Origin of the sequence: Helcobacillus massiliensis, assembly GCF_014191425.1 — a bacterium.
Taxonomy (GTDB): Bacteria; Actinomycetota; Actinomycetes; order Actinomycetales; family Dermabacteraceae; genus Helcobacillus; species Helcobacillus massiliensis.
In genome coordinates this window covers 1-12,191 of record NZ_JACHWP010000025.1, presented here as the reverse complement: position 1 = coordinate 12,191, position 12,191 = coordinate 1, and the positions used below count along the sequence as shown (strand labels likewise).

Genomic DNA, 12,191 nt, shown 5'->3' with positions numbered 1-12,191 from the left:
AAGCACGCCGGAGAGCCTTCGCACCCTACGCCGCCGAATGTGGCACGTCGTCGAGGATTCACGTGAAACCTCGCACGACCGCAACTTGAGCCAGTGGAGAGTCGCCATGGCCGTAGCTCCCTCCCTGTCGTTCCGTCTCAGTGGTTTCACGTGGAACACACTGTCGCAGACACAGCACCGCAGCATCTCCCCACATTGAGAACTCATTGCCACCGAAGAGCACAACTTTCGATTGACCGAACACAGTGACTCGGGGCAGCGGCTCTGCCAAGGTCGAAATACCACTCCGAATGATTGCCTGCGCTTCTGTTGCCGAGAGCGTTGGTTTCACGTGGAACCGAGTGAGCACAACTACACGTCCACCGCCACCTCGGCCGAGTACGCAATGTGTCAATCAACGGACATGCCCGCAGGGCACAGTTTTCCTAGCCGCACAGCAAACGAAGAGGGTCAAGGGTGCATGCCGGTTGGCCGGCACGATGTTGCGTCCTGACTGAGGTTGAACAAGCGTGTTTCACGTGGAACCACTTCGCGGCATTGTCTGCATGCGAACTCCTCCCGCGTTGCGCATCCACACCGTCGCCGTTTCACGTACAACCACAGTCAGATACGACAACTCAAGAGGGTGGCAGTCAGCTGAACTCCACAGTCGTGCAGCGTCAGGAGGGTGTACCCCATCGCTCTGTCGTGTCTACGTGCGCGAAGGTTCTAGTGGAAAGGGTCTGTTTCACGTGAAACCTGAGGAGGCTAGCTATCTTTCGCACAAGTGGGTGTCCAGACCCGACTGGAGCAAACCATGACGTCATGTCTATCGAAGTGTTTTACGTGGAACACCTCCAACAACGCGCTGATCAGCACTTATCGGACCGGTTCCACGTGAAACTCGACTCCTGGGACAAGTCACCACACCCTCGGACCGACAGCGAAGCGAATAGGCGCACCCTGGGCGTGGTCCATTACTCAGCAGTTCTACGTGAAACGACCTATCTGCCGGGTCGGACTCAATGGTCCCGGCACCTGAACTGATCCCTCAAACACGCCGCTCCATCCAGACGTCACGCTGGTACTCAACGCGCGCTGCCGCTGAGGATGCGTGGGGACGGGGGCTGAGGTTCCACGTGAAACCTAGCGGCAGATCAGTGCCGCTGTCCTTGTCCACAAGGCGGCCCGAGAGAGGGCGACAAGTCCTGACCAGAGCCCGACCAGTGCCACTATCCGCGCAGGTCAGGGATCGTTTCACGGAGTTATCCACAGAAGAGTGCACACACGTGGATACAGCACTCGAGAGGTGAGATCAGCGCGGGTGAGCACCCTGACGGATCTCGCCCCAAGTCAGTGGACGGAAGAGACAGTCAGCACGGAGCAGCCCGCGGCAACCCAGCCACAGCCAGCACAGCACAGCACAGCACAGCTCAACGCGCCACAGCACAACCGAACACTGCGCAGCACAGACAGCTCACCCGCGCTCGACCCGGACGGACGAGATGGGCAGAGAAAAGGGAGGGCACTCGTCGGCACCCTCCCTTACCGGATGGTAATCAGAACCAGGCCGTGACGCTCAGCCCTCGCCGGGCAGGTCATCGGCGTCGATCCCGAGGAGAGACGCCAGGCGATCGAGATCCTCCATCGAGGAGAACTCAAAGGTGATCTTGCCCTTGCGCTTGCCCACATCGATCCGGACCGGAGCTTCGAAGCGGTTGCTGATGCGGGAGGTCAGGTCCACCACGTGCGGATTGTAGGTGGTGCGGCGGGGAGTGGATGCACGCCCCGTCGGGCCGCTGCCTGTGGAGATCAGGCGCTCAACAGCGCGGACTGACAGCCCCTCGGCCACCACACGGGCCGCCAGCTCCTCCTGGAGCTTCGGATCGTCCACGGCCAGGAGAGCGCGCGCATGGCCCGCAGAGAGGGCCCCGGAGGCCACACGGCGCTGCACAAGCGGCGCCAGCTTCAGCAGACGCAGCGTGTTGGTGATCTGGGGACGGGAGCGGCCGATGCGCTCCGCCAGTTCGTCCTGCGTGGAACCGAAGTCCTCCAGGAGCTGCGCGTACGCGGCGGCCTCTTCCAGGGGGTTCAGCTGGCTGCGGTGCAGGTTCTCCAGCAGAGCATCGCGCAGGAGGTCATCGTCGCTGGTTTCACGAATGATCGCCGGGATCGAGGTCAGCCCACCGCGCTGCGCGGCGCGCCAACGGCGCTCACCCATGACGAGCTCAAACGATTCGCCGCTCTCCGTGACCGGAATTGGTCGAACCACAACCGGCTGCAGGACGCCGACTTCGCGCAGGGAGTACGCCAGCTCATCGAGCGCTTCCTCATCGAAGACGGTGCGCGGGTTCCGCGGGTTCTCGCGGATCTCATTGATGGGAAGCTCCGCGAACTCGGCACCGGGAACAGCGACGAGATCGTCTGTGTCGATCGACAGCTCCGAGGCGCTGGAGGACTCGTCCTCAGCCCCGGACGCGGCCGCAGCGACGGAGGGATCCTCGTGCTCATCGGAGCGGTCCTGAGCCGTCTCAGAGGCCGCTGACGGCGCCTCAGCGGAGGCATCTGCCCCAGGAGCATCGTCAGCCTCGGATTCGGCTGCCGCAGCGGGCCCAGCCGCGTCGGGATCGAACCGGCGCTCGTCCTCACCGACCATCACCACATCGTCGTACCCGAAGCCCTCGGTCGCGGACTTCGACGACGCCGCCGGCGCAGGAGCCGCATTCTCGGTATCCGTGCGCTCTGCCGACTCGGCAGCCGGGGCGTCAGTCTGGTCAGCGTCCGGGGTCGCTGCCGTCACGGCCGCCGGAGACTGCTCCGGTGCAGGGGTCGGCGCTGCGGGAGCACGGGTCTCCCCAGCCGGGGAGAGGACCTTCTCCTCCACGCTGGTGCCGGAGGCGTCAGCGTCCTTCTGCTGAGCCGCGGTCGGTGCCGCAGCGGGCCTCGCCGCAGCAGGGGCGGCAGTCGGAGCGGCGGAGGGGGCTGACGTCGGCGCAGCAGCCGGCGCAGCAGCCGGCGCGGGCGCGGCCGCACCTGCAGTGGCGGAACGTTTGGAGGCGGCACGGCGGGACCGGGCAGCGCGCGCCATATCGTTGGCGAGATCGCGCCGACGGGCAGCCGCATCCTCGCGGGGAGCGCCGACGGGATCACCCGAAAAGAACATGTCCACCGGGCGGCTCGAGGCACGACCGGAGGAGGCAGCACCACTGCGGTCCGCCGAGGCGGAGCCGTCAGTGGAGGAATCGGCTGCGGAGCTCTGCGACTGGGATCCGCGGCCTCCGTCGGCCTGCCGACGGGTGCGCAGCGCGGGAGCCGCCTCCTCGGCGGGAGCGGGAGACGCTGCGGACGCAGCGGTGGGGGCAGAAGCAGCAGTGGGAGCGGACGCGGCGGTGGTAGTCGAGGCCTTCGTCGCAGGCGCAGACTTCTTCGCGGTCGCGCCCGACTTCACCGAGGACGACTTCGCGGCGCTGGACTTCGCGGGGGTCGACTTCTTCTCCGAGGACGCCGTCGCCTTCGAGGACTCGCCGGAGGGGGCCTCCGTCGGCTTCTCAGCTGCCGCTGGCTTCGCCGGCTCCGCCTGCCGACCGCTGGGAGCTGCGCTGGGGATCAGCGCGCCGATCCCGCGACCGAGTCCGCGTTTCTTCGCCATAGTCTTCCTTCATCAGTCTGCTGGAAGCCATGATTCTTCCAGGCCCACGATTGAAGCGCGAACCGCCAGCAGGTCGTTCTGCCGCGCCGCGCGTCGGATAAGTCAGGAACGGGTGGAGATCTCGTGCGCCGCCGCGCGGTACGCCAGGGCGCCGGTGCTCCCCGGATCGTAGGTGATCACCGTTTCGCCGTAGCTGGGCGCCTCGGAGATCCGCACCGACCGCGGAATCAGAGTCTGCAGGGTCTGCTCCGGGAAGTGCTCGCGCACATCCTCCGCCACCTGCGACGCCAGCCGGGTCCGGCCGTCGTACATCGTCAGCAGAATCGTGGACACCCGCAGATCCGAGTTCAGATGCTGCTGGATCAGCTCAATGTTCTTCCACAGCATCGCGATGCCCTCGAGCGCGTAGTACTCCGCCTGGATCGGCATCAGCACCTCCCGCGCCGCCACCAGCGAATTGATGGTCAGCAGACCCAGCGACGGCGGGCAGTCGATGAAGATGTAGTCCAGGCGCGGCTCACCCGCCTGCTCCCGGTGTTCGATGTAGGCACGGATGGCGTTCTTCATCCGCGACTCCCGCGCCACCATCGGCACCAGTTCGATCTCCGCACCCGACAGGTCGATCGTGGCGGGCGCACACTGCAGCGTCTCGAACTGCTCCGAGGGGACCAGGATCTCGTGCAGCGGCTTGTCATCCACCAGGACGTCGTACAACGACGCGATATCGGGATCGTGCTCCACACCCAGCGCGGTGGACGCATTGCCCTGCGGGTCCGCATCGATCAGCAGAACATGCAGGCCGCCCTGCGCCAGCGCAGCCGCCACGTTCACAGCAGTGGAGGTCTTGCCGACCCCGCCCTTCTGGTTCGCCACCGAGATGATGCGGGTCTCCGCCGGCGCCTCGAAGGTGGCGTTCTCCAGCTTCCTGCGCAGCTGGGTGTCCTGCCTCAGCTGCCGCATCAGCGGAGTGTCCTCCTGCGAGCCTTTGCTATTTGCCACCACGGGAGCCTTTCTTCTGCGGACGTGCGGTCACATCAACGCTCACCACTGTAGTGGGAACCTCAATGCCCTCCGCTCGGATCAGCTCGATCCGGGCGTTCTCCCCGCCCAGCCGCTGCAGCGTCTTCTGCGCCTTCTCGATCTCCTGCGGGGCGCTCTGCCCCTTCAGCGCCACGAGCCGGCCGCCCACCCGCACCAGCGGGAGCGTCCACTTCGCGAGCTTGTCCAGCGCCGCAACCGCCCGCGCGGTCACCACATCGAACTCCTGCTCACCGTGCAGCTCCTCCGCGCGGGCCCGCACCACGGTCACCTGCGGGAGCTGCGTGCCGACGAAGTCCTCCTCATCCAAGGCGGCGAGATCCTCCAGGGTCTCCTCCAGCCAGATGCAGCGTCGCTGCATCGTCTCGATCAGGGTGATGTCGATGTCGGGCCTGGCGATCGCCAGGACCAGGCCGGGCAGGCCAGCGCCGGAGCCCACATCGGCGAGCGTGCGGACGGGCTCGGGCAAGGCCGCAGCAGAGTCGGCGGATTCAGCAGAGGTACCGGACCCGCTGGATGCGGCAGAGCCGTCGGATGCAGCGGCCCCGTCGGCCCCTTGCGGCGTCTCCAGCGCACGCACCATGAGCGCGCAGTTGAGCACGTGGCGCTCCCAGATGCGATCGACCTCGCGCGGGCCGATCAGGCCCTGCTCCGCGCCCTTGGTCTGCAGCAGGCGGGCGTAGCGCTCCGCCAGCGGCAGGTTGCGGCCGAACAGCTCCTCAGCCAGCGCACGGTGCTCCGCCGGCGGCGCCAGACGCTCAGTCATGGGGGTAGATCACCACGTGGCGGGTGCCGCCCTCACCATCGGACTCCGAGCGGAGACCGGCGCGCTTGGCGACATCGTGCACCACCTTGCGCTCGAACGGGTTCATGGGGCGCAGCGGCACGGGGATCGTGCCGTTCTTCGCCTGCTCCACCGCCTTCTCAGCCAGCTCCTCCAGCTCGCTGCGGTGGTTCGCGCGGAAACCGCCGATGTCCAGCATCAGGCGCGAACGCTGACCGGTGCGGGCCTGCACTGCCAGGCGCGTCAGCTCCTGCAGCGCCTCCAGCAGTTCGCCCTTCGGCTCGTTCAGCGCGGCGAGCTCGTCGGCACCGCGGATCTCCACGGAGGCGCGGTCGCCGTCCACGTCGATGTCGATGTCACCGTCCAGGTCAGCGATGTCCATCAGCTCTTCGAGGTAGTCGGCGGCGAAATCGCCTTCCTCCTCGAGGCGCTGCAGGCGGTCGCCTCCGTTGCTGTGGGAGTCGGCGGAGGTCTCCTCGACCTCGGGCGCCTGGTCCTCGCGCAGATCCTCCGGGGTGTCGGCAGTGGGGGTGTCGTTCACAATGGCCTCATTTCACTCGGGTGTGCGGGTTCCACCCACGTGGGGTGGGGCAGCCCGCCTGGGTCGCCGTCAGCGGCGGTTGCGCTTCTTCGCGCTGGACTTCTTCTTGCCGGAGCCCTTCCTGCCGGCTGCGGAGCTGCCGCCGGGATTCTGGGCACGGCGCTTGGCCTGTGCTTCGGCGCGCTGGCGGCGGGCCCGCTCCAGCATCTCCTCATCAGAGAGGCGGCGGCCCTTCTCGTAGCGCTTCGGCTGGACGCGGATCTGCTGCTCCTCGACCGGCTTCTCCACCTTCGCGGGGCGGAAGTCCAGCGGTTCCAGACCCTTCTTCGCGCGCTTCTCATTGATGCGCTCGTGGCGGACCTTCTCCGCGTCCGAACCGGGGGTCGGGTTGTTGCGGATCATCCACCACTGCTGGCCGAAGCTCCACACGTTCGTGGTGAGCCAGTAGATCAGCACGCCCAGCGGCATGCCGGGGCCGGTGATGATGTAGATGAACGGAAGAACATAGAGCATGATCTTCTGCATGTTCGCCGCGGGGCCCTCGAGGGCCGACGGCGGCAGGTTCTTCATCGTCAGTTCCTTCTGGGTGAGGAACGTGACGGCGCACATCAGCGCGATGATGATGCCGGTGATCAGCTTCGTCTCGATGGTGCCGGAGAGGAAGCTGTCAGCGATCGTGGTGTTGCTGAAGATCGTGGAGGTCGAGGCGCTCTTCGCCAGCTCCGGGGTCATGCCGCCGAAGGTCTCGCCGTAGCTCTTCCCGCCCGGGGAGTGCTCCGGCAGGGTGTAGAACAGGGCGCGGAACAGGCCGAAGAAGATCGGCATCTGGATCAGCAGCGGCAGGCACGAGGACACCGGGGAGGCGCCGTGCTTGCGGTAGACCTCCATGGTCTCCTGCGTCATCGCCTGGCGGGACTCCGGGTCGGTCTTGCCCTTGTACTTCTGCTGCACGGCCCGCAGTTCGGGGCCGGCGATCTGCATGGCGCGGGAGGCGCGGATCTGCTTGGCGAACAGCGGCAGGATCAGGATGCGGACCAGGACGGTCAGACCCACGATCGACAGGATCCAGGTCCAGCCGCTGTTGGGGTCCATCACGAAGGACAGCACCTTGTGGAACTGCACCATGATCCAGAAGACCGCCCATTCAATGGGCATCAGAATCTTTGACATCGGCCTTGTCTTTCTATCCGTCCCGGATGCGCATGACGGTCATGCGAGGGGCGGCGTCGGTCGGGTTCGGGTCTAATCTACAAGTCGTCGCCTGCGCGGTCCTCGGGCCTGCGCAGGGCGCGTGGATTGCTCCACATGCCCGGCGCCGGGGTGGGGTCGAGGCCGCCCCCGGTGAGGGGGTTGCAGCGCAGGATCCGCCACGCGGACAGCACGGTGCCCTTGACGGCGCCGTGGCGGCGCAGGGAGTCCACCGCGTACTGGGAGCACACGGGGGTGAAGCCGCACGCCGGCGGCGTGTACGGCGAGATCCCCCGCTGATAGGCGCGGACCAGGGCGGTGAGGATCGCCGTGGGCCACTGCAGCGGGGAGCGCATGGTGGTGGTCAGGCCGGCCGACGGGTGCGCTGGGCACCGTCGGTGCGCCGCTGCAGCTTGGTGACGGCGGCGGCGACGGCGGATTCGGTCTGCGCGGCGAGGTCCTGGAACTGCACGGACTGGATACCGGGCAGGGCTCGGACCACGCAGGTGGAGCGCGGGGGCAGCAGGTGCATGCGCGGCCGCATGATCTCCCGCAGACGCCTGGTCACACGGTGACGGATCACCGAATTGCCGACCTTTTTGGACACGACGAAACCCACGCGGGGCTCATCCTGCTGTCGCGGCCCGCTGGTGTGCGGATCGGGAACAGCCACGTGAACCACCACGTGGGATCGTGCTGCCCTCGTCCCGGTGCGGGACGTGAGGCGGAAGTCGTCGCTGTGGCGCAGACGGTGAGCGGGAGCGGTCACGCTGGGACCGGCTCAGCTCACGCGGACAGCGAAGCGCGGCCCCGCGAGCGGCGTGCGTTGATGATGGCGCGGCCTGCGCGGGTGCGCATGCGGGCGCGGAAGCCGTGCTTCTTGGCGCGGCGGCGGTTGTTCGGCTGGAACGTGCGCTTGGACATCTCGTTCTCCTACGGATCGGTGGCCCCGGGAGGGGCCTGTGGGCGGGGCGGGGCCCCGTGGCTTTTCGGTGGCTGCGCAGCTGCCGGGTTCGCGCGTCGAACCGTCACGGGGAGCGTCGAGGGGAAGTCCCGGTGGCGCAGCACAGACTGATCAAGCGTAGGGCGGTGCGCGGGCAGGGTCAATGGATCCGCGGTGTCTTCGCCCGTCTGTGGGCGGAATCTCACGGGTCGTTCGGGACTGCACCACACCTTATCCCCAATGGCTGACACTTTTCCCCACCATTTGTGGAAAACTGTGTGCACGATCCCCACCGATCCGGCCCTTCCCCATGCCGACCAAGGAGCAACGATGGACAACGCGGCGCCCGACCACGACGAACTGTGGGCACAGTGCATTCAGATCCTGCGCGCCGATCCCGATGTCTCCGACCGCCACATCGCCTTCCTCACCCTCTCCCGCCTCAAGGGCTTCCTCGACGACACCGCCCTCATCGCCGTCCCCTCCGGCCTGGCGAAGGACATCTTCGAAACCGCCATCCGCGACTCGCTGAAAGCAGCGCTCACCCAGGTCACAGGCCGGGACAGCCGCTTCGCCGTCACCATCGACGAGTCGCTCCTGGACTCCCTCCACAGCGACGGCCCCGCGCCGCGGCCCGCCCCGTCGGCCTCCCTGCCGGCACAGCCGGCCCCCTCCGGCCAGTCGACCCCGCCGACCGGCAGCGCAGGCATCGCAGGAGCGGACCCGTCGGCCTTCGCGGCGATGTCCGCGCAGTCCGCCCCCGCGGCGCCGCACACCTCCGAGGATGCGCCCGCCGGCTTCGGCGCGACCGGGGTGCAGCAGCGTCCCCAGCAGCAGCGATCCACACAATCCGCCTCGAATGTGAACAGTTCTGTGGATAACTCTGGGTCGGGGCTCGGATCCTCCACCCGCCTCAACCCGAAGTACACCTTCGACACCTTCGTGATCGGCGCCTCCAACCGCTTCGCGCAGGCCGCCGCCTTCGCGGTCGCCGAACAGCCCGCCCAGGCGTACAACCCCCTGTTCATCTACGGCGGGTCGGGCCTGGGCAAAACGCACCTGCTGCACGCCACCGGCCACTACGCCCTCGGCCTGCAGCCGAACATCCACGTGCGCTACGTCAACTCCGAAGAGTTCACCAACGACTTCATCAACTCCGTCTCCTCCGGTCAGTTCGGCCGCGCTCAGGAGTTCCAGCGCCGCTACCGCGACATCGACATCCTGCTGATCGATGACATCCAGTTCCTGCAGCGCGCCCCCGAGACCATGGAGGCGTTCTTCCACACGTTCAACACGCTGCACAACGCCAACAAGCAGATCGTCATCACATCGGACCTTCCGCCGAAGCAGCTCGGCGGCTTCGAGGACCGCATGCGCTCCCGCTTCGAAATGGGTCTGATGACGGACGTGCAGCCGCCGGACCTCGAGACCCGCATCGCGATCCTCCGCAAGAAGGTCACCGCCGAGGGCAACGACGAGGTCCCCCACGACGTCCTCGAGTACATCGCGCAGAACATCTCCACCAACATCCGCGAACTCGAAGGCGCGCTGATCCGCGTGCAGGCGCTGCATTCGCTGTCCCGCGCGCCGATGGACGTCTCCCTCGCCGAATCGGTGCTGAAGGATCTGCGGATCCACGACGGCGCCGCCGAGATCACCGCACCGCTGATCATCGCGGAGACCTCCAGCTACTTCGGGCTGTCCGTGGATGACATCAAGGGCACCAACCGCACCCGCGCGCTGGTGACGGCGCGGCAGATCGCGATGTACCTGTGCCGTGAGCTCACCGAAATGCCGCTGATGAAGATCGGCGACGAGTTCGGCGGCCGCGACCACACCACTGTGATCCACGCGAACAAGAAGGTGACGCAGCTGATGAAGGAGCGTCGCGCCCTGTTCAATCAGGTGTCGGAGCTCACCGCGCGGGTGAAGGCGAAGGCACAGGAGCACGGCCGCGGCTGATCCGGCGGGCCGACGGGTGCTGCGCGAGCACATTGCGCCGCAGCGGGCGTCCGGCGGTGTCCGCCGCGAATGACACGTCTGTGTTTCAGCAGGCTGGGCCGCAGAACCTCTGGTTTCCGTCCCTCGATTTCATCCACATTGTGGATAACTTTGGGGATACTGTGCATGCATACGGGCCCCGATGTGGATCCTCCCGCAGCACCTGACCGAGCAGCCGCGGACTTATGCCCATGATGTCCACAGAGTTCGATGAGCTCTCCAGAAGCGACCTGAACGACGAAAATCGGCCTGACCAGCAGAAACACCACTTATGCACAGGATCAACAGTCGTCATTAAGGTGAGTGTTTAAGTTTGGTTCACTGTGGGTGTGGACAAGCGGGGCCGGCCGGGCCCTGAGTCGCGGACCGGGCTCGAACACCTGTGCACATGAGCGGAGACGAACGGATGTTCAGAATGACAAGGATGGGATTTTGAACCGCGCGGGGGTCCTCGAAACTGACTACAGTTGACCCTGTTCGCACCGAGACGCACACCAGAGGGCTGCGCCGCTGCGACCATCCGCTTCTGACTGTCACGAAGGAGAGCACACGGTGAGATTCCACCTTGATCGAGATGTCCTGAACGAGGCCGTCTCCTGGGCGACTCGCACGCTCCCCACCCGCCCGGCGATGCCCATCCTGCAGGGTGTCAAGATCGTCGCCGACACCACCGGCGAGCTGAAGCTCTCCACCTTCGACTACGAAGTCAGCGCCCACATCACGCTGCCCGCCGAAGTCGATGAGGCCGGCGAAGTCCTCGTCCAGGGCCGTATGCTCTCCGAGATCGTCCGCGCCCTGCCGAACAAGCCGGTCTCCTTCCAGCTCGAGGGCACCAAGGTGGAGATACGCTGCGGCTCCTCCCGCTTCACCCTCGCCGTGCTTCCCATCGGCGACTACCCGGCGCTGCCGGAACTCCCGCCCGTGGTCGGTACGATCGACTCCTCGCTGTTCGCGCAGGCCATCAGCCAGGTGTCCATCGCCGCCTCGAAGGATGACGTGGTCCCCCTGCTGACCGGCGTGCGCATCGAGATCGACGGCGAGAAGGTCGCCATGATGGCCACGGACCGGTTCCGCCTCGCGATGCGCGAGTTCACGTGGAACCCGTCGGATCCCTCTGCGGAGATGTCCGCGATCGTGCGCTCGCGCACCCTCACCGAAGTGGCCCGCTCCCTCGGCTCGGGCAGCGTGGAGATCGCACTGAACACCGGCGAGCAGGCCAGCATCATCGGCTTCGAATCCGCCGGCCGCCGCACCACCTCCACCCTCGTGGACGGCGACTACCCGCCGGTGCGCCGCCTCTTCCCGGACAACACGAACTACTCCATGACCGTGGCGACCCAGCCGCTCATCGAAGCGGTCAAGCGTGTCAGCCTGGTTGCCGAGCGCAACACCCCCGTGCGGCTCACCTTCAGCGAAGGCCAGGTCGCCCTCGAAGCCGGCGCCGGTGACGACGCCCAGGCATCCGAAGTCATCGAAGCGCAGGTCGAAGGCGGCGAACTCGTCGTCGGCTACAACTCCGGGTTCCTCCTCGAGGGCCTCGGTGCATTCACCACCGACTTCGTGCAGTTCAAGATGCCCGACTCGATCAAGCCGTCCGTGATCCGCGGGCAGGAGTCGCAGGACGCGGACGCGGACGACTCCTACCGCTACCTGCTGATGCCGATGCGCATCTGACGCGGCGCGCATGCACCTGCGCGTCCTCGACCTGACCGACTTCCGCTCCTACGAGCACGTCACGCTGCAGCTGCGGCCCGGAGTGACCGTGTTCGTCGGATCGAACGGCCAGGGCAAGACCAACCTCGTCGAAGCGGTCTGGTACCTCGCGGCGCTGTCCTCCCACCGCGTCTCCCACGACGCCGCGATGGTCCGCCGCGGCGCCGAGACCGCGATCATCCGCGCCGGGTTCGTCCGCGCCGGCCGCGACGTCCGGGTCGATGCGCAGCTCGCGCCCGGCCGCGGCACCACCATCCGCCTCAACGGGCAGGGCCTCTCCCGCCCCCGTGAGGTCCTCGGTCAGGTCCGCGCCGTACTGTTCTCACCGGAGGACCTCGCGCTCATCAAGGGGGAA

11 protein-coding genes are annotated in these 12,191 nt (G+C 66.7%); 3 read left to right on the top strand and 8 right to left on the bottom strand.

The genetic code is table 11. The features are described 5' to 3' along the window. Positions 1–1,558 precede the first annotated feature (1,558 nt). From FHX50_RS11695 to rpmH, 8 genes are all read right to left on the bottom strand, one after another. Complete coding sequence (locus tag FHX50_RS11695) at positions 1,559–3,628, bottom strand: ParB/RepB/Spo0J family partition protein (protein ID WP_183377347.1); 2,070 nt, start codon at positions 3,626–3,628, stop codon at positions 1,559–1,561. 102 nt (positions 3,629–3,730) lie between these two features. Further along, the gene (locus tag FHX50_RS11690; protein ID WP_183377349.1) at positions 3,731–4,588 is read right to left on the bottom strand and encodes a ParA family protein; all 858 of its coding nucleotides are present in this window, start codon (positions 4,586–4,588) and stop codon (positions 3,731–3,733) included. 28 nt (positions 4,589–4,616) lie between these two features. Then, positions 4,617–5,432 (bottom strand): 16S rRNA (guanine(527)-N(7))-methyltransferase RsmG, encoded by an 816-nt coding sequence (gene rsmG / locus FHX50_RS11685; protein WP_183377346.1) that lies wholly within the window; start codon positions 5,430–5,432, stop codon positions 4,617–4,619. Continuing rightward, the gene (locus tag FHX50_RS11680) at positions 5,425–5,991 is read right to left on the bottom strand and encodes a Jag family protein (protein WP_415829905.1); all 567 of its coding nucleotides are present in this window, start codon (positions 5,989–5,991) and stop codon (positions 5,425–5,427) included. The genes rsmG and FHX50_RS11680 overlap by 8 nt, the downstream gene beginning before the upstream one ends. A 69-nt stretch (positions 5,992–6,060) precedes the next feature. Further along, the gene (gene yidC / locus FHX50_RS11675) at positions 6,061–7,161 is read right to left on the bottom strand and encodes a membrane protein insertase YidC (protein WP_183377345.1); all 1,101 of its coding nucleotides are present in this window, start codon (positions 7,159–7,161) and stop codon (positions 6,061–6,063) included. 77 nt (positions 7,162–7,238) lie between these two features. Next, positions 7,239–7,535, bottom strand: a complete 297-nt coding sequence (yidD, locus tag FHX50_RS11670; protein WP_183377344.1) for a membrane protein insertion efficiency factor YidD — start codon at positions 7,533–7,535, stop codon at positions 7,239–7,241. 8 nt (positions 7,536–7,543) lie between these two features. Next, positions 7,544–7,948, bottom strand: coding sequence for a ribonuclease P protein component (gene rnpA / locus FHX50_RS11665; protein ID WP_183377343.1), 405 nt, complete (start codon positions 7,946–7,948; stop codon positions 7,544–7,546). Positions 7,949–7,965: 17 nt separating this feature from the next. Beyond that, complete coding sequence (rpmH, locus tag FHX50_RS11660) at positions 7,966–8,103, bottom strand: 50S ribosomal protein L34 (RefSeq protein ID WP_183377342.1); 138 nt, start codon at positions 8,101–8,103, stop codon at positions 7,966–7,968. 349 nt (positions 8,104–8,452) lie between these two features. Here rpmH and dnaA point away from each other — a divergent pair, with 349 nt between their 5' ends. From dnaA to FHX50_RS11645, 3 genes are all read left to right on the top strand, one after another. Beyond that, a complete protein-coding gene (dnaA, locus tag FHX50_RS11655) occupies positions 8,453–10,084 on the top strand; it encodes a chromosomal replication initiator protein DnaA (RefSeq protein ID WP_183377341.1) in 1,632 nt (543 codons plus the stop codon). Between the two features lie 591 nt (positions 10,085–10,675). Further along, on the top strand, positions 10,676–11,797 hold the full coding sequence (gene dnaN, locus FHX50_RS11650; protein WP_183377340.1) for a DNA polymerase III subunit beta: 1,122 nt from the start codon (positions 10,676–10,678) through the stop codon (positions 11,795–11,797). A 10-nt stretch (positions 11,798–11,807) separates the two neighbouring features. Further along, a partial coding sequence (locus FHX50_RS11645) for an AAA family ATPase (protein ID WP_183377339.1) occupies positions 11,808–12,191 on the top strand: 384 nt, incomplete at its 3' end.

Excerpts from the sequence above, each read along its gene's own strand:
- FHX50_RS11695 (WP_183377347.1), bottom strand. The coding sequence starts at position 3,628 with ATGGCGAAGAAACGCGGACTCGGTCGCGGGATCGGCGCGCTGATCCCC.
- FHX50_RS11690 (WP_183377349.1), bottom strand. The coding sequence starts at position 4,588 with ATGCGGCAGCTGAGGCAGGACACCCAGCTGCGCAGGAAGCTGGAGAAC.
- rsmG (WP_183377346.1), bottom strand. The coding sequence starts at position 5,432 with ATGACTGAGCGTCTGGCGCCGCCGGCGGAGCACCGTGCGCTGGCTGAG.
- yidC (WP_183377345.1), bottom strand. The coding sequence starts at position 7,161 with ATGTCAAAGATTCTGATGCCCATTGAATGGGCGGTCTTCTGGATCATG.
- yidD (WP_183377344.1), bottom strand. The coding sequence starts at position 7,535 with ATGCGCTCCCCGCTGCAGTGGCCCACGGCGATCCTCACCGCCCTGGTC.
- rpmH (WP_183377342.1), bottom strand. The coding sequence starts at position 8,103 with ATGTCCAAGCGCACGTTCCAGCCGAACAACCGCCGCCGCGCCAAGAAG.
- dnaA (WP_183377341.1), top strand. The coding sequence starts at position 8,453 with ATGGACAACGCGGCGCCCGACCACGACGAACTGTGGGCACAGTGCATT.